The 21,525-nt window shown below is 60.0% G+C and carries 18 protein-coding genes, 1 tRNA gene and 1 pseudogene; 11 read left to right on the top strand and 9 right to left on the bottom strand.

The genetic code is table 11. The features are described 5' to 3' along the window. Positions 1 to 40: 40 nt before the first annotated feature. Complete coding sequence (locus AOA62_RS03470) at positions 41 to 667, top strand: hypothetical protein (protein WP_099547901.1); 627 nt, start codon at positions 41 to 43, stop codon at positions 665 to 667. Here AOA62_RS03470 and AOA62_RS03465 read toward each other — a convergent pair. Then, positions 664 to 2,238 carry an alkaline phosphatase gene (locus AOA62_RS03465; protein ID WP_099547858.1) on the bottom strand — a complete coding sequence of 525 codons (1,575 nt, stop codon included), beginning with the start codon at positions 2,236 to 2,238 and terminating at the stop codon, positions 664 to 666. The two genes, AOA62_RS03470 and AOA62_RS03465, sit on opposite strands and share 4 nt — an antisense overlap. Further along, complete coding sequence (locus tag AOA62_RS03460) at positions 2,235 to 2,789, bottom strand: GNAT family N-acetyltransferase (protein ID WP_099547857.1); 555 nt, start codon at positions 2,787 to 2,789, stop codon at positions 2,235 to 2,237. Before AOA62_RS03460 ends, AOA62_RS03465 begins: the two co-directional genes overlap by 4 nt. A gap of 190 nt (positions 2,790 to 2,979) precedes the next feature. Here AOA62_RS03460 and AOA62_RS03455 point away from each other — a divergent pair, with 190 nt between their 5' ends. From AOA62_RS03455 to AOA62_RS03430, 6 genes are all read left to right on the top strand, one after another. After that, complete coding sequence (locus AOA62_RS03455; protein WP_005786670.1) at positions 2,980 to 3,387, top strand: biopolymer transporter ExbD; 408 nt, start codon at positions 2,980 to 2,982, stop codon at positions 3,385 to 3,387. A gap of 2 nt (positions 3,388 to 3,389) precedes the next feature. Next, complete coding sequence (locus tag AOA62_RS03450; RefSeq protein ID WP_069788770.1) at positions 3,390 to 4,124, top strand: energy transducer TonB; 735 nt, start codon at positions 3,390 to 3,392, stop codon at positions 4,122 to 4,124. Between the two features lie 23 nt (positions 4,125 to 4,147). Further along, positions 4,148 to 6,433: a TonB-dependent receptor gene (locus AOA62_RS03445; RefSeq protein ID WP_099547856.1), complete on the top strand. Its 2,286-nt coding sequence runs from the start codon at positions 4,148 to 4,150 to the stop codon at positions 6,431 to 6,433. Between the two features lie 25 nt (positions 6,434 to 6,458). Further along, positions 6,459 to 7,106, top strand: a complete 648-nt coding sequence (locus AOA62_RS03440; RefSeq protein WP_017136406.1) for a MotA/TolQ/ExbB proton channel family protein — start codon at positions 6,459 to 6,461, stop codon at positions 7,104 to 7,106. 56 nt (positions 7,107 to 7,162) lie between these two features. Further along, on the top strand, positions 7,163 to 8,380 hold the full coding sequence (locus AOA62_RS03435) for a phospholipase D-like domain-containing protein (protein ID WP_099547855.1): 1,218 nt from the start codon (positions 7,163 to 7,165) through the stop codon (positions 8,378 to 8,380). A 270-nt stretch (positions 8,381 to 8,650) separates the two neighbouring features. Further along, positions 8,651 to 10,390: a dipeptidase gene (locus AOA62_RS03430; RefSeq protein WP_099547854.1), complete on the top strand. Its 1,740-nt coding sequence runs from the start codon at positions 8,651 to 8,653 to the stop codon at positions 10,388 to 10,390. Between the two features lie 72 nt (positions 10,391 to 10,462). On the opposite strand, the gene AOA62_RS03425 is transcribed toward AOA62_RS03430, so the two are convergent. The 3 genes from AOA62_RS03425 to AOA62_RS03415 all read right to left on the bottom strand — a co-directional run bounded on the left by AOA62_RS03425 (position 10,463) and on the right by AOA62_RS03415 (position 13,074). Beyond that, a complete protein-coding gene (locus AOA62_RS03425; RefSeq protein ID WP_099547853.1) occupies positions 10,463 to 11,011 on the bottom strand; it encodes a hypothetical protein in 549 nt (182 codons plus the stop codon). Positions 11,012 to 11,031: 20 nt separating this feature from the next. After that, positions 11,032 to 11,286 carry a hypothetical protein gene (locus AOA62_RS03420; protein ID WP_017136409.1) on the bottom strand — a complete coding sequence of 85 codons (255 nt, stop codon included), beginning with the start codon at positions 11,284 to 11,286 and terminating at the stop codon, positions 11,032 to 11,034. A 126-nt stretch (positions 11,287 to 11,412) separates the two neighbouring features. Then, a complete protein-coding gene (locus AOA62_RS03415) occupies positions 11,413 to 13,074 on the bottom strand; it encodes an NAD(P)H dependent flavin oxidoreductase family protein (RefSeq protein WP_099547852.1) in 1,662 nt (553 codons plus the stop codon). A 77-nt stretch (positions 13,075 to 13,151) separates the two neighbouring features. Between AOA62_RS03415 and AOA62_RS03410 the strand changes: the two genes are divergently transcribed. Next, positions 13,152 to 14,633, top strand: coding sequence for a PLP-dependent aminotransferase family protein (locus AOA62_RS03410; protein WP_099547851.1), 1,482 nt, complete (start codon positions 13,152 to 13,154; stop codon positions 14,631 to 14,633). 585 nt (positions 14,634 to 15,218) lie between these two features. Here the strand turns inward: AOA62_RS03410 and AOA62_RS03400 are convergent. Continuing rightward, positions 15,219 to 15,470 carry a hypothetical protein gene (locus AOA62_RS03400; RefSeq protein WP_099547849.1) on the bottom strand — a complete coding sequence of 84 codons (252 nt, stop codon included), beginning with the start codon at positions 15,468 to 15,470 and terminating at the stop codon, positions 15,219 to 15,221. 55 nt (positions 15,471 to 15,525) lie between these two features. Beyond that, the gene (locus AOA62_RS03395; protein WP_099547848.1) at positions 15,526 to 16,629 is read right to left on the bottom strand and encodes a polyamine ABC transporter substrate-binding protein; all 1,104 of its coding nucleotides are present in this window, start codon (positions 16,627 to 16,629) and stop codon (positions 15,526 to 15,528) included. A gap of 138 nt (positions 16,630 to 16,767) precedes the next feature. Between AOA62_RS03395 and AOA62_RS03390 the strand changes: the two genes are divergently transcribed. Both AOA62_RS03390 and AOA62_RS03385 read left to right on the top strand, forming a co-directional pair. Then, positions 16,768 to 17,559: a response regulator transcription factor gene (locus AOA62_RS03390; RefSeq protein WP_099547847.1), complete on the top strand. Its 792-nt coding sequence runs from the start codon at positions 16,768 to 16,770 to the stop codon at positions 17,557 to 17,559. A gap of 118 nt (positions 17,560 to 17,677) precedes the next feature. Further along, positions 17,678 to 19,897: a hypothetical protein gene (locus AOA62_RS03385; protein ID WP_099547846.1), complete on the top strand. Its 2,220-nt coding sequence runs from the start codon at positions 17,678 to 17,680 to the stop codon at positions 19,895 to 19,897. On the opposite strand, the gene gltS is transcribed toward AOA62_RS03385, so the two are convergent. Then, positions 19,854 to 21,065: a sodium/glutamate symporter gene (gene gltS / locus AOA62_RS03380; protein WP_099547845.1), complete on the bottom strand. Its 1,212-nt coding sequence runs from the start codon at positions 21,063 to 21,065 to the stop codon at positions 19,854 to 19,856. The genes AOA62_RS03385 and gltS overlap by 44 nt on opposite strands. A 93-nt stretch (positions 21,066 to 21,158) precedes the next feature. On the opposite strand from gltS, the pseudogene AOA62_RS03375 reads away from it, so the two are divergent. Then, positions 21,159 to 21,380 (top strand): annotated as a pseudogene (locus AOA62_RS03375) (hypothetical protein); the annotation flags it as partial. A 68-nt stretch (positions 21,381 to 21,448) separates the two neighbouring features. On the opposite strand, the gene AOA62_RS03370 reads toward AOA62_RS03375, so the two are convergent. Continuing rightward, positions 21,449 to 21,524 (bottom strand) — tRNA-Gly (locus AOA62_RS03370). Position 21,525: the final 1 nt, after the last annotated feature.

Below are 21,525 nucleotides of genomic sequence, written 5' to 3'. Positions count from 1 at the left end.
TATTTATACTGCCCGTAGAACCCTGATGCGGATGTAAATGATGACCGAGCGCCTGTTTTTCACCCACGACCACCTGACCGCCGAGCTTGAAGTGCTGAGCTGCACACCCCACGAAGGCCTGTTCGCGGTCACCCTGCAGTCGACGATTTTTCATCCCCAAGGCGGCGGGCAACCCTTTGATACCGGTTGGCTGGGCGACAGCCAGGTGCTGCGCGTGACTCAGGAGGCTGACCGTGTGGTGCATTACGTGGACCAGCCTGTGCAGCCCGGCCCGATCAGCGCACGGGTCGACGCACAACGCCGTGCCCTGTACACGCGCCTGCATTCGGCCGGGCACCTGATCGGCAATGCGGGAGAAAGCTTCGGTTGGATGCCGATCAAAGCCCACCATTGGCCGGGCGAGTGCAAAATCACCTTTATCCGTGGCGAAATGGCCCAGGCCATCGACGCCGAGGCGATCCAGCAACAGGTCAACCAATGGATCGCCGCCGACTACCCGCGCCATATGACCCTGGAAGACGGCGCCCGCGAAGTGGGTTTCGGCGAACTGCCCGCCTACGCCTGCGGCGGCACCCATGTGCAAGCGTTGAGTGAGCTGGGCCAGGTGACGATCCTGGCCTTGTCGGAGAAAAAAGGCGCGCTGTCGGTGCGTTACAGCCTGGACTAAACCGCAATCGCCCCCGCTCGCCCCGGCTCCACCACAAACGACTTGAGGGTCGACACCGTGGCGTTGGGATCGCGCGGGTCAGTTATCACCCGAAAGTTCGTCAGCATCTTCTGAGCCGTAAGCTCTACCGACACATACCCACGCTGGCGGCTGTCGAAAAACTTCACATGCGGATTAAGCGGCAGGATTTTGCTGAACGCTTCAAAGGGCGGGCCATCGGAGGTCACCGAGCTGCCGACAAACTCAGTGGCGATCACTGGCGAGTCCGGGTTGTTGGCGTCGGCGTGCAGGTCAGTGGTCCAGAACGAATGGATATCACCGCCCCAGAACACCGGGTTGCTGACCTTGTGACGCCAGATGGACGCCAGCATGCGTGAACGATTGGCCACGTAGCCGTCCCAACCATCGGTCCAATGGCCCACCTTGTGGTTGCTCAGGTCGCGCTGGAGCAAGGGCGCCACCAGCAAGTCCTGGGCGATCACATTCCACTGTGCCTGCGACTGGGCAAAGCCCTGGTCCAGCCAGGCTTCCTGTTGCCAACCCAGCATGGTGCGGCCGAGATCACGCAGGTCGCTGCAAGTGTTGGCGGCGATATGCCCCTGATGGCTGCCGTTGGCCTGGATGCAGGGTTGCTCGGAGCGATACTGGCGCCCATCCAACACATGGAAGCGCGCCAGCCGACCGTAATCCAGGCGCCGGTAAATGCGCATGTCCGGCCCCTTCGGCACACTGCTGGCGCGCAGCGGCATGTGCTCGTAAAACGCCTGGTACGCCGCCGCCCGCTGCTGGAGAAATTGCGCCACGGGAATCTTCGGGTCCTGGGACCAGCGGTTGGCGTAGTCATTCTGCACTTCATGGTCATCCCAGGTTGCCACGCTGGGGGCAGCCGCGTGCAGGGCTTGCAGGTCCGGATCGGTTTTGTACAGCGCGTAGCGGTTGCGGTAGTCGCTCAAGCTCACCGCGTTGCCGCTGCCGTGGGCCCGAAAGACTTTCCCCGAGTCGACGGCGTAAGAGCTGTCGTAAATGTAGTCCCCGAGAAAAAACACCAGGTCAGGTTGCTCTGCGGCTAAATGGCGATAGGCGCTGAAGTAACCGCGCTCCCAATGCGAGCAGGAAACAAACCCCAGCCGAGCCGAGGCCATCGCCTGCAAAGGTGGCGTGGTACGTGCCTGGCCCACCGGGCTCTGCGCGCCGAGGCCTTCGAACTGGTACCAATACGGCCGGCCCGCCGCCAGCCCGGCCACTTCAACATGCACCGAATGGGCGAACCGCTCAGTCGCCAAGACTTCGCCCTGCTTCACGATGCGCGTCATCGCCGCATCACTGGCCACCCGCCAACGCACCGGCACCGCGCGCTTCAACCCACCGCTGCCATCGGCTGCATTGAACAACGGCGCCAGGCGCGTCCAGATCACAAAACCATCCGGCAGCGGGTCGCCCGAAGCCACGCCGAGGGTGAACGGGTAATCCACCCCGGCACTGCGCGCAAATGGGCTGAGGATTGAAAACGCGGTAGCGACCGCCAGCCCGCTAAGGACTCGCCGCCTGCCTTGGTCCACTGCGTCATTCACAACGCGCGCTCCCAGTCCTCACGCACGGTGGCAAAGCCCAGCAGGTCTTCGTACACGCCATTTTTGAGAAACGCCTGACGCAGGCAACCCTCGTAGCGCAGGCCGATTTTCTGCATCACTCGCGCCGATTCCTTGTTGCGGCCAAAGCATTGGCTGCCGACACGCTGCAGCCCAAGCTCGGTGAAGCCAAAACTCATCATCACGCTCGCCGCCTCAGCGGCATACCCCAGGTTACGCGCATGCGCCGCGACCCAGCCGCCCAAATGCCCTGCGTGATGACGAGCGTTAAGGCGCAGGCTGACCATGCCAACCAACTCACCGGTTTCACGCACATGCATGCCCAGGTTCAACAACTCGCCCGCCCGATATTTGTCTGCGGCCCCGGCAATAAAACTCTGTGCAGTTTCCAAGGTATAGGGCGACGGAATGTTGGCCGTGTTGTCAGCGATTTTCGGCCCGTTGGCGAGCATGAAGAGCACCTCGGCCTGGTCCATTTCCAGCGCCCGCAATAGTAGTCGCGGGGTCGACAATTGAGGCAGTGCAGTGGGCATACGCGGCAGCTCTTCAAGTAAATTCCCCCAGAATGTACTGCCTTCGTGTCAATTGCATTACGTCATGAAACCGCAAGGTAAAATCTCTGAAAGACGCGTCCTAGAGCCTTTAAAACGTCAATTAAAGTTAACCATTCGGTCATTTTTGGTTGTTAGCGTGTCGCCCCTAATTCAACGACGGGGTAACAGAATGAGAACCTGGGATGAACCCAAGAAACGCAAGGCACATATCGAGTTGATCCCCATGATCGACGTGATGATGTTCCTCCTGGTGTTTTTCGTACTGGTGAGTTTGAACGTGATCCCCGCACTCGGCATGAAGACCCAACTGCCCAGCGCCAGCAGCTCGCAGCAACTCAAGCCGCAGAATAAATTCATCCTGACCCTGGGCCTGGAAGGCCAATTGCAACTCGACGGCAAGGACCTCACGGTCGATGCGTTGGTGCCGGCACTGAAGGCTGCAGAAAAGCCTGATACCAAGTCGACCATCATCGTCAACAGCGACAAAGGCGTAGAGGTTTCGCGCCTGGTGGAAGTCATGGACACCCTGCGCCTGGGTGGCTTTACCTCCGTGTCCATTGCCACGCGTAAGTCTTGATCATGTATGTATTGTTTCGTGCGCGTCAGCTGCTGGGCAGTGTCCCGGCCCTGATCGCCCTGGTGCTGATTGCACTGGGTATCCAGTCCCAACCGTTGAAAATCCAGCCGCAGTACGACGAGTCGGCGGTCGAGCTGGCCCTGGTCGAACCCGAGCCCGAAGTGGTTCCTGAGCCTGTGGTCGAGCAAGAGCCGCCACCGCCGGTGATCGAGGACGAAGAAGCCGAACCGGCCCCGCCGCCACCACCGCCCAAACCCTTGCCAAAACCTGAACCCAAGCCCAAGCCGGTGCCCAAACCCAAGCCCGTGGTGGCCGCCAAACCGACTCCCACGCCAGCGCCAGTCGCACCAGTGGCGGCCAAGCCGGTACAGGCCGCCGTCGCGCCGACACCTGCGCCGCCCGCGCCACCGGCACCGCCCAAAGTGGATGGCCAGGCACTGGAAGGCGGTTACCTCAAAGGGCTGCGCAACGAGCTGGACACTTACAAGCAATACCCCACCGGGCGCCAGGCGTCCCTCGAGCGCCCCAGCGGCGAGGTGGTGGTGTGGTTGATGGTGGATCGACAAGGCCGCGTCCTTGATGCCGGGATCCAGACCCCGGCGCCGAGCATGCTGCTCAATCGGGCCGCTACCAATAGCCTGCGCCGCATCAAGCAGGTCAAGCCGTTCCCCGAACAAGCCTTCGGTGGACGTAACGAGCAACGCTTCACCGCCACCTTCAACTACAGCGTGCAATAAGCACCGACACCAGGACGACAGTGATGAGGTTCACACGTATTCATCTGGCACTTGTTGCCGCGACGAGCATGACCCACGCAGTGGTCATGGCAGCTACCAGCGACAGTGACGTCGGCACGATCGGAGTTCAGGGAGGCAAGGCGACCGCGGGGGGCGGTTACATGGTCCAGGAAGAGAGCGCCAAGGGCCGCTCGACCATCACCAAGGAAGCGTTGGACAAACAAACCGCCACCGGCAACGCCATCGACAAGCTCAAGTACACGCCGGGCCTGAACATCTCCAGTGAGGACAACACCGGTCTGTCGGGCTTTCGCTTCACCATGCGCGGCATGAACTCCGACCAGGTCGGTATGTCGGTGGATGGCATGCCGATCAACGACTCCGGCAACTACGCGCTGTACTCCAACCTGCTCGGCGATCCGGAAAACATCGACCAGATCTTCGTCACCCAGGGCTCGTCGGAAGCCGACGGCCCGCACATCGGCTCCAGTGGCGGCAACATCGGCATCGTGACGATTCGCCCGACCAAGGAAACCGGTGCGTTCGTTAAACAAGTGGTGGGCAGCAACGCCACCCGCAAAACCTTTGCGCGCCTCAACACCGGCGAAGTCAACGGCCTCTCCAACTGGCTGTCGGCGTCCCACACCGAAGGCCAGATGTGGCGCGGCTCGGGCGCGGTGCGTGCGGACAAGGTGGAGTGGAACAGCTTTTTCGACGCCGGCAACGGCAACACCGCCAACCTGATCCTCAAGTACCACGAGCAGGACAACAACAGTTACAGCCAATTGACCAAGGCGCAGTTCCAGCAGTTCGGCCGCAAGTATGACCCGTACCCGGCCAAGCCGGCGCTGGGTTCCAACGGCAAGATCAGCAGCTATTACGACCTGGCACAGAACCCGTTCCAGACCTTCACCGCCGTGCTCAACACCCAGTACAAGCTGAGCGACAACCTGTCGCTCTCGGTGATCCCGTATTACTACTACGGCAACGGCAGCGGCGTGGGCTCCTCCGCCTATGCGCTCAACAGCGGCTCCAACAAAGGCGGCGTATTCGACCTCGGCAACCTGCCGACGCAGGCCCAATACAACGCCGACGGCTCCGCGACGACGGGCGTCTACTACCGCCCTTCGCGCACCCAGACCTGGCGCCCGGGCATCACCACCAAGCTGAACTGGGACCTAGGCGACCACAGCCTGCAATTCGGCTACTGGTACGAACGCGCCCGCCAAAGCCAGACCCAACCGTTCATTGCCCTCAAGAACAGCGGCAAGCCCAGCGACACTTGGCCGGACGCCAGCTCCGTGGTCGACGCCAATGGCAACACCGTACAAGGCCGCGACCGCTACACCGTGACGCCAGCGCAAAAAGTCTGGGCTCAGGACACCTGGTACATCAACTCGGACTGGACCCTGATCGCGGGCCTTGCCTACATGAATGTCGAGCGTGAGGGCACCAACCACGGCAGCCTCACCGAACAACCGGGCAAGGCCAACCAGACCTACAACAAGCTGCTGCCCAACGCAGGTCTGAAATACCAGCTCGACGAGCGTGACCAGTTGTTCTACAGCCTCTCGCGCAACATGCGTATCCCGCAGAACTACGTGCTGTACGACAAAGGCGTGGGTTCCCTGGACTCCAAGCCGGAACTGAGCTGGAACCAGGAACTGGGCTGGCGCTACACCGGCGAAGACATGACCCTCGCCGCCACCCTGTTCTACATGCAGTTCAAGAACCGCCAACTCACGTCCCTGGACAGCAACGGCGATTCGGCCGACATCAACGCCGGTACCGTGATCAACAAAGGCCTGGAACTGGAGTGGAGCGGCAAGCTGCCGCACAACTTCAACTACTACACCTCCTACACCTATACCAGCTCCAAGCAGCAGGATGACCTGACCGTCTTCAGCGCCGGCAAACCGATCGTATTGCCCACCAGCGGCAAGCAGTTCGCCAACGTGCCGACCAACATGCTGGCGGCCAACATCGGCTACGACGACGGGCGCTTCTACGGCACCTTCGGCGGCAAGTTCACCAGCAAGCTCTACGGTGACCTGACCAACGACGAAGCCATCTCGGCGCGCACCATTTTCAATCTCGGCGCCGGTATCTATCTGCCGGTCGATAAGAAGGTAGTCAAGGACGCCACCCTGCGCCTGAACGTCGACAACCTGTTTGACAAGAAGTACCTGGACGGCGTGTACACCACCAAGACCAACGCGGCGAGCTACAGCGGTTTCCGCGATGGCGACCCGGCTTACATCGTCGGCCTGGACCGTACCGTCACGGTTTCCCTGGAAGCGAATTTCTGATTAATCACCTGAGAGGAACACACTCATGGACATGGACCTGCTGCACCAAATCACCTTCTATGTGATGTACGCCGCGATGGCGATTGCGATCTTCATCACCATCGAACGGGGCATCTACTTCGCTTACGTGCGCCGCCAGGCCCGCGCCCTGACCGACGTGCTGGGCGCCAACGTGCACAGCGAGCGTGACTTGCCAGAAAGCCTCACCCGCCGCGACAGCCTGCCGCTGAACATGGTGCTGCCGATCCTCGCGCAGAAGGCCTCCAACGGCTCGCGCAAGGACCTGGACGACGAAATCGAAACCCAGTACCTCAAGACCCGTGCGCCGCTGTCGCGCAGCCTGTGGATCATCGAGACCATCACCACCGCCGCGCCATTGCTGGGCCTGCTGGGCACCATCCTCGGCATCATCGACACCTTCAAGGCGCTGGCCAGCGCCGGCGTGTCCGACCCGGGCCAGATCTCCGGTGGCATCGGCACGGCCTTGTTCGCCACCGGCCTGGGTATCGCCATCGCGCTGTTCTGCGTGGTGTTCCACAACTTCTTCCAGGACAGCCTGGAGCGCATCAACGACCAGCTGAAAATCCTGCTGATCCGCGCGGCCACCGGCGCCCGTGTACAGGGTGAAGTACCGCATCTGGTGCCAACGCCGTTGCACACCCGCACTGCATGACCTTCAGGGCGGGCGCATGATGCGCCCGCCTTTCTTTTTGCCCCGATGAGACGCCTATGTCCCTCTCGATAAAGTTGCGTATCGCAGGCCTGACCGGCCTTCTGTTGAGTCCGCTTGCCCAGGCGGACTTTTCAATTCCAGGGTTTGAACTGGTACACACCGTGCCGGTGGACACTGCGCTGGGGACTGCCGACTTGCGCCAGCCGGGGCCGGTGTGGATCGAGCTGTTTGACGGCGCAAAAAGCAGCATTGATATCGGCCAGTTCTACGCGGCCGACCATCCCGGTTCGGTGATGGACAAGGTGATCGAGCATCTGGAAGCTGCCGGCAAACGGGGTGTGAAGATTCGCTTTCTGCTGGAGGAAAAAGGTATTCGGCTGTCGGAGGCGTCTACCCTGGAACGCCTGCGCGCAATTCCTAACCTGAGCTTTCGCGTGTTGGCCTATGGGCAGTTGAGCGGTGGGATCATCCACGCCAAGTACATGGTGGTGGACGGCAAGCAGGCGTTTGTCGGCAGCCAGAATTTCGATTGGCGCTCGCTGGAGCATATCCATGAAACCGGCTTGCGCATCAGCGATGCCAGCGTGGTCAGCCAGGTGCAGGCGATCTTCAACCAGGACTGGCAAGCCCAGGCCGCCTTGGCGGATAAGCAACCGGTGCCACTGCCCGCTGCGGCCCAGGAGCCTGCGCGCACCGGCAACTACCTGGTGGCCAGCCCGCAACGCTACAACCCGCCCGGCGTGGGCGACTCACAACTGGAACTGCCGCGCCTGCTAAGCGAAGCCAAGAAAGAAGTGCGCGTGCAATTGCTCGACTACGCACCGCTGTCCTACGGGCCGGATAGAACCCGCCCCTACTACGCAGTGATCGACAACGCCGTGCGCGCCGCCGCTGCGCGTGGGGTGTCGGTCAAGCTGATGGTGTCCAACTGGAACACCGACAAGCTGGAACTGCCCTACCTCAAAAGCCTGGCCGTGCTGCCCAACGTCGAGGTCAAGATCGTCACCCTGCCCGAAGCCAAACAAGGGTTTATTCCGTATGCGCGGGTGATCCACAGCAAGACCATGGAGATCGACGGGCAAGTGGCCTGGGTTGGCACCAGCAACTGGTTGGGCGGGTATCTGGATAACTCGCGCAACCTGGAAGTGGTGATGCACGACGCGGCGATGGCCAAGCGCATCGGGCAGTTGCACGAGCAGTTGTGGGAGGGGCCGTATGCCAAGGCGTTGGACGTGATGGCATCGTATCCGGAGCCGCATCCGGGTAAGCCTTGAGCACTCATTTCAAACTTCACTGTACCCCCCTGTGGGAGCTGGCTTGCCTGCGATGGCGGACTGTCAGTCGACAACTTCATTGCTGATCCACCGCTATCGCAGGCAAGCCAACTCCCACATTTTGTTACTGGGCAACCCTGATACTTGAGTAGGACATTTCCCATATCGAGGCTCCCTATCCCGGCCTTGGTGATGGTAGTGTGTGGAAATGTTTCTGACAGATCGATCAGAAACCTCTTACTCACCGCCTGCAAAGGAATGCCTCTAACCATGCACTTTCCACTCAAGAAACTGGTGGCTGCCACCCTGTTCGTCGCCAGCTTTGCGGCCGTCGCCACGCCTGCGTCCGCCAATATCAGCGTCGAACAAAGCACAGCCATCATCAAGCACTTTGGTGAAACCCCAACCACCGATTTCCGTGGTTTCCTCGCCACCCTGGCCAAGGGCGACCTGGGAAAAACCGACGACGTCGGCCCGGCCATCGAAGCCTTCCTCGCCAACAAACCCCTGAGCGCCGACCAGCAGAACGAAATCAATCGCCTGCTGGGGATTTATACCCGCGTGAAGTACGGCAAGGCCGCCCTGGAAACCCTGCGCGAGCTGGTCGAGATCCCAACCTTCAACATCGACGGCCTGCCGCAGTACAAGAACCCGGAATTCCTCAAGATCGCCGACAAGATCCAGGGCCTGGCCAAAGCCTTCAACCTGAACTTCCGTAACGTCGACAACCGCGTGTATGAAATCTCCCTGGAAGGCAGCGGCGATGAAGTGGTCGGCATTCACGCCCACGCCGACGTGGTGCCAGTGACCCCGGAAAACTGGGTGCTCAAGGACGGCACCAGGCTCGACCCGTTCAAAGTAACCCTGATCGGCGACCGCATGTACGGCCGTGGCACCGAGGATGACAAGAACGGCATCGTGGTGACGATGTATGCGATGAAGGTCATCAAGGAAGAAAAGCTGCCACTGGCGCGCAACTTCAAGCTGCTGGTGGACACCACCGAGGAAACGTCCGGAGACGCCATTCCTTACTACTTCGAGCATAACCCGACGCCGCAATACAACCTGGCGCTGGATGGCGGCTACCCGGTGGTGATTGCCGAAAAAGGCTACGGCACCGTCATGGCAAGCTTCCCGGTGCGCAAAGGTGACGGCAAAGGCGCAGAAATCATCGCCATGACCGGCGGCGCGGCCACCAATCAGATTCCTTCGGTGTCGGTGGCCACTCTGCTCAGCGACAAGCCTGCGGAGCTGGCGACCAACCTGCAAAAAGCCGGCGACGAATACGCCAAAAATAACGGCGCTGACTTCACCGTGGCGGCCAAGGTGGTGGGCAAAGAGGTCAAGCTGACGGTCACTGGTGTGTCCGCGCACTCGTCCGAGCCGGAAACCGGCGTGAACCCGGTCGCACGCATGCTGGAGCTGATCCACAGCGTCGACGGCAAGATCGCCCTTAAGCACAACCACATCACCGACGCCGCAAAATATGCCGCCGACAACTGGGGCCTGGATTACCTGGGCGGCAAGTTGGGCGTGGGCTTCTCCGATGCATTCATGGGGCCGCTGACCACTTCGCTGACCTTTGTTGGCCAAGACGCCAAAGCCTTCAAACTGGCGGTGAACTTGCGCATTCCCAAGGGCAAGTCGCCGGAAAAACTCAAGGCCGAGATCGAAGAGAAAATCAGCGCCTGGGACAAACACACCAAAGTGGCCATGGACGTCACTTACTCGGTGGCAGAACCGATGTATCGCAACCCTGAAGGTGAGTGGGTCAAAGCGCTGTTGGCCGTGGCCAGCGAAAACCTCGGCATGGAGCACAAGTTCGGCACCTCAGCCGGCGCGACCTCCGTGCATGAGCTGCCCAATGGCGTGCAATTCGGCCTGGCAAAGCCGGACGTGAAGTACACCGGGCACACCGACGGTGAGTTCAAGACCGTCGAGCAGTTCCTGTTGGACCTGCAGATCGTCACGGAAATGATCGGCCGTGTGGGGCAACTGCCGAAGCTCTGATAAGCGCAGGTAAAAACCACAACGCCGATCAACATTGATCGGCGTTGTGGTTAAACAGGTCTGGCTTGCGGCCTAAAACATATCCATCGCATTGCACAGCTTGGCCTTCTCTACCGGCACGTTCTGCGGTTTCCCCGTCGGGTTCAGGCGCTGCAATGCAATCAGGCACTGGCCACCGTCCAGCAGGATCAGTTCGTAATCTTGCCCGGCCTTAGGGGTGAAGTGAAAGCTCTGCCTGCAGCTGTAGGAATTGCCGCCAGAAACATAGCCCTCACTCTGGAAGTTCATGGCAAAAGGCTTGTTCGCCGGCACCTTCAGTTCGCTACGCGCCGAGCCTTGCGCCTCCACCCGGCGGTTGCTCTCGGGCATGCCCAGGCTGCGGCCATTATTCTGACCCGCAAAGCCTGATTCGGACACGGCCATCACCCCGGCGCCAGGCACACGCCAGTCGATGCAATCACGGCCCGGCACGCCGCGCGCCATGCCATTGGTGATTACACGCAAACGTGCGGTATCCCCGGATGTGGGTTCAACATAGGCCGTGTTGTAAGCACGGATATTGGAAATATTGCCGCAGCCACTCACGGCCACGGCCAGGCCTGCTATCAGAAACGCTCTCATGGAAATCCTTTTTTTGAGGCTTAACGGCAGTGATAAGGGCTTTCGCTGCGCAGTTCCTCGCCGGTCCGGGCATCGCGAATGATGACCGTCGCCCCCGGCGCATTGAGGCAGAACGCATTGCGTATGGGGTAAATGTTATGGCCCTCGGCGGTGAAGGTGCCGAGCCTGGTTAACGGGGCGCCGGAGGCGTCCTGAGCCGTCACGGTGTATTCACCCGACATGGTCAGGCAGCCGCTCAGTGACAGCAGCAAGGTGGCGCAGATTGCATATTTCACAGGTGATATCCCTATCGCACAGAAATAATTGCCGTGATTGGCAATGTCTGTATGAGCCGACTGCGCCCATATAGTTCAGGGAAACTCGGGAAACCTCCTACCTAACACCTAGAGTGCCTCAGCCCTTCAAGCTTCAAGCATCAGGATATCTTCAAAGAACCCGCCAACCGGCTCGGTGGGGTGGCAGAGCTGGATCTCCAGCACCCACACCATTTCACTCGGTGTGATCTCAAGCTCGGCCAATTCCGTGGTGCCGAACAATGCGTGGGGGAAATCCGCAATACGGTGGCCGGCCAGGTTGCGCGACAGCCGCCAGCCCTTGGAAACGGCCCGTTCTTCGGCAAAGTCATAGAGTTCACAGCCGGTCATGCCACGCTTCCAGGCCTCGCGGGTTTCATCGAACACTTCATGCACGGCCTTGAAACAATCGCGATGCAGCGCTGACTCGCCGAAGACGAAGGTGTCACCATAGTCGCCCTCGTAGCCGTCCCACACCGGGCCGAGGTCGACCACCACGATATCGCTGGCACGCAGCGGGCGCAGTGGGTCAATGCCTTCTCTCGATGGGCGAACCGTGTCGTCGCCAAAACGGATGTACGTCGGGTGCCAGGTGTGGGAGGCGCCCATGGCCTGCAACTGCTCGGCGGCCATGTCGAGGGCTTCCCCGGTGGTCATGCCGACCTTGAGCTGGCTGGCAATCGCTGCCAGGGCGCGGATGGTTTTTTCACGGGCGGCGAGCATGCCGTCCAGCGAATACCTCGGGCCGACCTTTTCCCAGGTGTCATCCAGGGTCTTGAGCAGCGCGTCGGCGCTCGACTGGCCGCTGGGCACAAAGGCTTCGGCGATAAACCGATGGCTCGGTAAACCTGCTTCCAGGCACTCGGCACGCGTCTGGCTGATCATGCCGCCATTACCGCAGGCATACACCTGAGCGGCTTCCCAACGGTGCCCGTGGCCTAGCGCGACTTCCTGCACCTTGCCCTGCGAGGCCAATACTGGGTGCCAGTGGAAACGCGGGTGGTCGATGACCGCCTGGTCCAGGAATGCGCGGTCGTAAAAATCTGCTGCTTGCGCGCCGCCCCAGTAAAACGTCACCTCCACATCACGCTTCAAGGCGGTCAGCAAGATCGGCTTGATACCCGCATAGCCGGTGCCGGTGGCAAACAGGACGACCGGCGCAGCGTCATCGTCCTGCCAGGTGCAGGCACCAAAAGGCCCTTCCAGCGGCAACAGGTCGCCGGCCTCAAGGCTGCCCAGCAGGGTCTCGGAAAACAACCCGCCGCTCACCTGGCGAATCTGAAACACCAGCCGCCCATCGCCGTCGGCCGGCAAGTTGGCGATCGAGAAGCACCGCGAATCGCCATCGACCAGGCGGACCTTGAGGTACTGGCCTGCCCGCACGGCCAATGGCATATCCGGCATCACCACCAACTCGATGATGTCGGGGCTCAGTGCGCGCTTGCTCAGCACTGTCGACTCGACGACCAGCGCGGGCGTGTCCAGCGACCAGCCGGGAATTTCCAGGCGCATGTCGGCGCAGGCATGGCTTTGGCACAGCAGCATTTCATTGGCCGCCAGCGGGTAGCTCGGCGCGGGTGCGCCGGGGGCCAGTTGCTTGGCGCGGTATTCACCTTGGGTGACCACCACCTTGCACGACCCACAGGCACCGCGTCGGCACGAGAACGGCACTGACAAACCGCTGGCGAGCATCGCGTCCAGCAACAGCTCGTCACCGGCTTCAAAGGTTTTACCCGAGGGAGAGAGTTCGATTACATGGCGTGTGTTCATAAAGACCTCGGAGTAAGTGAGGCCTGATTGTTGCGCTAGACTAGGCCCATTAAAACCTCCAGTTTTGGATACTTCAGATGGTCCAGATGCGTAAGTGGCGCCCCTTGCTCAAACTTGATGATGGTTCAAGCCAAGCCTCCTATCGCAAGATTGCCGAAGGCCTCGTCGCGGCCATCCTCGAAGGGCGGCTGCCGCCCGGCACGCTGCTGCCGGGCACTCGGGAGATGGCGCACCTGCTCGACGTCAACCGCAAAACCGTGATCCTGGCCTACGAAGAGGCCATGACCAAAGGCTGGCTGATCAGCGAGCCGCGCCGTGGCACCTTCGTCAATGCGCAACTGGCGCCCAAGCCCGTGCCCAGTCGCTCGCAACCGTCTTTCGCCCCAGCGCTGGTGCCACAGGCGGTCGTGCCCTACTTCGCCCAGAACGCCCAGGTGATTGCCCTGGAGCACCGGCATGACGCGTTATTTTTCGATAACGGCGCGTGCGATCACCGCTTGCTGCCGCAAGCCGTGCTGCATCGTTACTACCGCAACGCCTTGCGCAGCAGCTTTACCACCAACACGGTGCGCTACGGCAGCGAAGGCACCGGCTATTACCTGCGCTGCGCGCTGGCCGACATGCTGCGCAACAATCGCGGGCTGATGATCAGCGCCGAGAATATCTGCCTGACGCCAGGCACCCAGGTGTCGCTGTACCTCACGGCCAGCCTGCTGATCCAGCCCGGTGACGTGGTGTTGGTGGAGCGCCTGAGTTACCCGCCTGCGTGGGAGATTTTCCGCAAACTCGGAGCGCGTTTGATCACGGTCGACATGGACGATGAAGGCTGCCGCACCGACCATATCGAGCAGCTCTGCCAAACGCATAAAGTGCGCATGATCTATCTCACCCCGCACCATCAATTCCCCACCACCGTAAGCCTGCATGCGGCACGTCGGCAACAGCTGCTGGCCTTGGCGGCGCTGCATGATTTTTGCGTGATCGAAGAAGACTACGACCACGAGTATCACTTTAACGGGCGGCCCTATTTGCCGCTGGCCAGTGACAGCGCGCAACGCCATGTGATCTACATCGGCTCGCTTTCAAAGGCATTGGGGTCGACGTTTCGTTGCAGCTATGTGGTGGCGCCTGCCCATGTGACTGAAGTGCTGCAAAAAAGCGCCGCATTGGTAGTGGGCGACACCGATGCCGTCGCGCAGAAAATGTTGGCGGACCTGATCAATGAGGGTGAATTGAAGAAGCACTTGCGCCGTGTTTCGAAAGAATACGCCGCGCGGCGGGAAGTGTTGCAGAGCTGTCTGCACGAGGCGTTCGGCGAGCGTATGCAGGTGCGTACGCCCGAGGGCGGGCTGGCGCTGTGGGTGCGTTTCCAGGATGAGACGAATGTTGACCGGTTAGTGGAGGATGCCCTGGGCCAGGGAGTTGTGGTGCGCAGTGCGCGTCAGTTTTCGCCTGAGGGCTTGGCGGAGAACGCGTTGCGCCTGGGGTTTGCTTCGCTCAATCGGGATGAGATACGCCAGGGTACGTTGCGCTTGGCGCGGGCCATGAAGACGTGTTGAACACAGGCCGAACGCTCTGTGTGGGGAGATGGTTGTTGAGTACATATCCGTTGCTGCGGTAACGGCGGCTTATGGTTCCGCTCTTACAGCGGGTCACTTTTGCAAGGACCGGAATGCCGGCCCAGTCAAAAGTAACCAAAAGGTCCTCGCCCCAACACTCGGTGCCTCGCTATGGCTCGGCATGCCCGCAATCCGCCAGTGATTTGGGGGGCGATTTCAGATCAAGATCAAAAGCGCAGATCAAAAGACCGCTGACTTCGTCATCGAAAAGGATGTAAGGGCCAGAGCAACAGCAACAGCAGAGCCATACTCGGTCTAATGTGGGAGCTGGCTTGCCTGCGATGGCATCAACTCTGTGTGCCTGACACACCGAGGTGCCTGCATCGCAGGCAAGCCAGCTCCCACAGAAAAGCAGTTTTTCAGTGTATTCAGTGGTTACTTTTGGCTGGGCCGGCATTCCGGGCGTTTGCCAAAAGTGACCCGCCGTAAGGGCGGAACCCTAAGCCGCCGTTACCGCAGCAACGGATATACACTCAAAACCACCGCCCCTAAGACCGCCTCAAAAGACCTGAAAAAGCACCACCCTCAAAGAGGAAGCATCAATCGAGACCGCTCTTGCACCCGCGCCAACTCAGGAAACTCCAGCAGCAGCGCCCGATTACCCCTGCCGATATGCTCCATGACCGCCCGCGTAACGTATTCACGCACCATCCCGGTCGAGACGTAATACATGGCCCAGGCCTGCTCCGGCGTACAGTGACCGATCTGCTCCTCAATCTCCTTGTACGCCTGATAATCGTCCGATTTCACATCGCACGGGTCATCACGTCGGGCCATGATTTATCTCCCTCTCTGGGATCTATGCGAAAGCACTCGGGCCTCACTCAGCCAGTCACGTACCGCTCTTCACCTTGGTCCACACACGTGTACGGATACGCTCCAGCTTCAAGGGCAACGGCTCAAGCGGCACCAGCGTGGCGATGGTGGCTTTGGACGGATAAATCCACGGGTTATCGCGCAACTTCTGCTCAACCAGCGCGGTGGCGTCCTTGTTGGCATTCGGGTACAGCGTGTGATTGGAGCTCTTGGCAATCACCTCGGGCTCAAGCATGTAATTGATAAACGCCAAGCCGGCCTTGGCGTTGGGCGCATCCTTGAGCAACACAAAGTTTTCCGACCAGACCAGCCCACCCTCGCGCGGCAAGCTGTAGGCAATCTTGCGGCCAGTATGGTTTTTCTCATTGATGGCCTGGGCCGTCAGCGCCCCGCTCGCCCAACCCACGACCACGCAGATATTGCCATCGGCAAAGTCGGCGTCGGTTCTGGAGGAGTCGAAGTAGAGGACATAAGGGCGGATTTTCAGCAGCAGCGCCTGGGCCTTCTGGTAGTCCTCGGGGTTCTGGCTGTTGCTCGGCAGGCCAAGGTAATGCAAGGCGATGGAGATGATTTCACTCGGCGAGTCGAGCATCGCCACGCCGCAGGACTTGAGCTTGCTGATGTTTTCTTCTTTGAAGATCAAGTCCCAGCTGTCCACCGGGGCGTTATCACCCAGTGCCGCCTTGACCTTATCCACGTCATAACCAATGCCGGTGGTGCCCCACAGGTACGGAATCGCGTATTGGTTACCCGGATCATTAGTGGCGAGCAAGGCCAGCATTTCCGGGTCGATATGCGCATAGTTGCTCAGTTGGCTGCGATCCAGCGGGGCTAGCACACCCGCCTGGATCAGGCTTGGCAACACGTTGGAGGTGGCGACGACGACGTCATACCCGGTGCGCCCGGCCATGGCCTTGCTTTGCATGACCTCGGCACTGTCGAAGGTATCGATGTGCATCTTGGTGCCGGTTTTTTGCTCGAATTCCTTCGGTGTCTCGGGAGCGATCAACCCGAACCAGTTGTACAGGTTAACCCGGGGTTCTGCCGCCGCTGCGGGCGTGCTGGCCCCGACACAGACAAGCGAGGCTAAAAAAATGGCTCGCAAATGTGATTTATTCATATAACTATCCTTGTCAAAAACGACAGGCCTTCATGGCCATCAACGCTGGTGGGTGAATATACCCGGCGTCGTCGAATAGTAAATACCTACAAATACTTAGCTCATTCGCCTGAATCCCTAACCCTAAAGGGGTAGTCCATGTCACTCGACCTTCACAACCTCGCCTGGCACCGGTCAGCCGGCAAACTCATCATGGAGCTGAACCGCCCAGCTTTCTGGAGCTCGCTGGTTCGCGTCCTGAATGAGTACGTGCAGATCGACAATTGGGTGGTCCTGGTGTTCAGCAACCAGCAAGTCAACGTCGTCAGCGTGACCGAGGTAGCCGATGCCGACGAAGTCGACGCCCTGACGCAACTGTATGTAAAAGGCCTTTACCTGCTGGACCCGTTTTACATTGCCAACCGTGAAAACCCGCAGAGCGGTTTTTTCCATCTGTCAGACATTGCACCCGAGCACTTCCTGACCACCGAGTACTACCATCAGTATTTCGCCCGGTACGTGTCCGTCGATGAGGTGCAGTACAACGTCCAGCTCGACGCGGATCGAACCCTGTGTATTTCATTTGGCAGTAACACGCGCTACACCCCGGAACAGATCACCACACTGGATATCATCAAGCCGTGGGTCATGGCATTGATGCATCAACGCATGTGTTTTGAAGTCGATGAAGAAAAAAACCTCAGTGAGCCGCCGCCCTGGTCCGAAGCCATTGTGCAGTTGGGCACACAGATCACCACGCGCGAGAAGGACGTGCTCAAGTTGCTGCTCAGTGGTTTTTCCAATAAAGAAATCGCCGGCAAACTGGCGCTGTCGACAGAAACCATCAAGGTGCACCGGCGCAATATCTACACCAAGCTCAACATCAAATCGCAGTCCGAACTCTTTTCGCGTTTTTTCATGCCTAAACAGGACGTTTACACGCTGAGTTAGGCGCGCGATCACTCGCCATCCTCAAGAAGCCCCCGGGCGGTAACCTAGCCGTTCGGTCAGTTACCGCGCATGCCCCCTTTGCTTACCCTTTCCCCTGGTTTCTCTCGGAGGGGGCGTGATGTCCTTGATCAGCGATGTAGAACGCGCTTGCACACGCCTGGCCTCAGCAGGATGGCATGACCTGTTGCTGCACCACGGCCTGGACATCACCTCGACAAGCCTCCGTGAGGAACTCGCCAGGCCTGTGCAGATTGATCGCACCCAGCCAGGCTTTGAGGATTTTTCCGCTGATGCCACACGCGGCATAGAGCCAGGGCACCCGGCCGACAGCCTGCTGTTTCATGCCTTCGCCTCGCCCCATGTGGTCACCGCGGTCAAGGGTAAAACGCTCACGGCCTTCCCCACAGCCGCTGAAATCGAGCACGTCCTCAATTATGTCTACGGCGCCGCTCCCCCGACCCTGGAGGCTTTGCAGCAACTGGCCGGTGAGGCGCAACTGGCGATCGCGGTGTTCGCGTATGAATACCGGCCCTACGCCGAAACTGTGCACAGGCGCCAGGCGGACCTGTGTTTCTCGCGTACCGGGGTGGCCCGGGTCGGCACGGCGGACGCGCTGTATAACCCGCAGCAAAGAGGTTTTTTGCCCTTTGTCGAGGGCCAGTCGAACCAAATGCGGGTGATACCGGCGCGCTACGGCGCGTTCATCGCTGCCCGGCACACCGGCCAACCGGCGCGGTTTGGCCCAATGGATGCTCAATCTATCGATGAGGATCTGGAGTTCTGGGTGCCCCTGCACAAAGTGTTCGATGGCAACGAGTGCCTGGCCGGAATGGACCTGACTGTGCAGTTGGAAAACCACCAGATCAATGAAAAAATCGGACAGATCCATAGGCGATTTCGCGATACCGGCTGGCAAGAGCCTGACATTCTCAATGCGCCTTTCGTCATTACCGAGGGCTTGTCCCATTGGGCGAATACCGATGAGTTCGCGCCGGGGCTGTTGATGCCCGACGCCAAAGAGGCGCTGGTGGAACTGGCCTATTACCAAGACCGTCCGCTGTCGTTCATGATGCCCCCAAATACCGGCGGGTTGGTGCATGGGCGCCATCATCTACGCGACGACGGTTCGATCGAAGACCTCAATCAGCGACAGGATGTCGACGCCATCGTCAAGGCGGGCGGCTACCGAGCCCTGCACTATCAGGATGCCATGGCCGACGGCTGGGTACGGGCCCACTGCCCTGCGCTGGAACTGGCGAGCATCGCCGCCTACTCCATCATCGGTGCGCCGGATTTTTTTCCGTTATGTGGGCAACGAGAGCTCAAGCAATGGTCCAGCGACCCGGCGGTTTTCCCTTGCCCTGCGCCGCCCTGCCCAGAGGTTTGGCATACACGGGTCAACCCACTGTCCGACGTGCGTTTTTTTATCAATCAGGCCCTTGCCGGTGGTTACTTCGCCCCTGAAGACCGTGGCGTCACCGCCATCGTCTCCCACCCACAGTCCTCCACAACACCCGACTTGGCCCTTCCTGTGCAGCGTGCTCAACGGCAATCCTGGCTACCGGATTTCGCCAGCGGGGTCTTTGGACCGGGCTGGGAAGTGGGCCGGGGCCTGGTAGACGCTCCGTTTACGAACATGCTGTGCGGTTATCAGTTAGCCAGCCCGTTTACTGAGGATGCACGCATCTGTGCGGCACTCGGCTCCTACTGGCCAGGGGTGGCACCTGACTCCACCCGCAGCTTTGAACCGCGCAATGTTTCGGCCACGGTCATTCCGCTGACAGACAGCGAAATCGGCCTGGGCGACAGCCCTGCCTGGGATGGCCGCGCCGGTCCCACCTTGATTGAGTCGCAGGGGCGCATGCTGGTGCAGTACCGTGCTTATGAGTACAGCGACTACACGCAGGCCGCATTGGATGGCCAACTGTCGCTGGCCATCACCGGGCAGACCAGCACCGCGCAGTACCACCAGAGGGTGCTGGGGATGCGTCGTGCTTATGAGGCAGTAGGGGTCGGATCAGACAAAGAACAACGAAAACGCTGGCCTCTGCTGGCGTTTTTTCAGGTGCAATTACCGGATCAAGCGTTCGAAGTTGCGCAGCAAGAGGCCGGCTTGCAACTCTCGGGTGAGGTGCATTTTTACACGCTGTACAAACATGGCGCGATAATCACCCCAACGCATGACTTCAAGCTTCGCCACGTGCAAATAGAGCAAGTCATCGACCTGTACATGAGCCACGACGCCGTACTGATCCGTCAGGACGGCGCCGCTTGGCGACCATTCGAAGGTACCCTCAACCCGCCGCCCCCAGAAACGGCAACGCCAGGTACAGTTTGATCACCACCGCATTGGTAATGTCGATAAAAAACGCCCCCACCATCGGCACCACCAGAAACGCAATCGGCGATGGCCCGAAGCGCTGCGTGACCGCCTGCATATTGGCAATGGCGGTCGGCGTGGCCCCCAAGCCAAAACCACAATGCCCCGCCGCCAGCACGGCCGCATCGTAGTTGCGGCCCATAACCCGGAACGTCACGAAGATCGCAAACAGGGCCATCAGCAACGCCTGGGCCGCCAACAGAATCACTATCGGCAAGGCCAATGCCGCCAGATCCCAGAGCTTGAGCGACATCAGCGCAATCGCCAGGAACAACGACAAGCTGACATTGCCCAGCAGCGACACTTCACGCTCAAACACCTGATGCCAGCCCAACGCCGACAAGCCGTTGCGCAACACCACGCCCACAAACAGCACGCATACAAACGTCGGTAATTCGAAAGCCGTACCTTTAATAAAGCCATACAGGAAGGTGCCGACCTGCAAGCTGATCGCCAATAACGCCAGGGTCTCGATAAATGAAAACGAGGTGATCATGCGTTCCTGGTTGGGCTGCTCAAAGCCTTTGGGCTGGGGCGGTTGCGCCAGCTCAACGCCGGGCACCTGCACACGTTTGATCAGCAAGCGGGCAACGGGGCCACCTATCAGCCCACCCAATACCAAGCCAAACGTCGCCGAGGCAATCGCCAGTTCGGACGCCGAAGCCACGCCATATTTTTCGCTGAACACCGCGCCCCAGGCTGCGCCAGTGCCGTGCCCGCCGGACAAGGTGACGGAGCCGGCCAACAGCCCCATCAACGGGTCGAGCCCCAGCGCCTTGGCCAGGGCAATGCCCATGGCATTTTGCACCACCAGCAGGGCCGTCACGACCAGCAGGAAGATGCCGAGGATGCGCCCGCCTTTCTTCAGGCTGGCAAAGTCCGCATTCAGGCCGATGGTGGCAAAGAACGCCAGCATCAAGGGGGCCTGCAATGAGGCGTCGAATCGAACCTCGATATCCGTTAATGCGCGCAGCAACAGCAGCAGTGCAGCCACCAATAAGCCGCCGACCACCGGCTCCGGAATGCTGTAGGCGCGTAAAAAGCCGATGCGGGCGACCAGCCAACGCCCCAACAGCAGCACCAGAGAGGCGGCGACCAGGGTTGAGTAAAAATCGAGTTGGAACATCTGGGCAGTTCTCCGAAGTGAACACACACACTGGGCTGGCCAGAGTAGAGACAGCAGAACCAGTACACACCCACCCGCCATTAACTACAGACTATTCCCACGCACTTCACAACAAGGCCTACACATGTCGCGTGCAGCCGCTATCGCTGGGTGGTCGCCGGTTTGATTTTCGTCATCTACGCCATTGCGGCGGCCGACCGCGCCAACCTCGGTGTGGCGATGCCATTTATTCGCAAAGAATTCGACATGAGCAACGCCGAGGCAGGCGGCCTGATAAGCCTGTTCCTTCTCGCCTATGCCCTGGCGCAGATTCCTGACCCGGCTGATTAAAATCAGCACAAACAAAAACGCCGATCATTGCTGATCGGCGTTTTCGTTAAATATGGAGCGGGAAACGAGACTCGAACTCGCGACCCCGACCTTGGCAAGGTCGTGCTCTACCAACTGAGCTATTCCCGCA

The organism is Pseudomonas sp. 2995-3 (genome assembly GCF_002742565.1).
Lineage (GTDB): Bacteria > Pseudomonadota > Gammaproteobacteria > Pseudomonadales > Pseudomonadaceae > Aquipseudomonas > Aquipseudomonas edaphica.
Note: the sequence above shows the minus strand (reverse complement) of the source record. Positions and strands in the feature narration are given on the sequence as shown.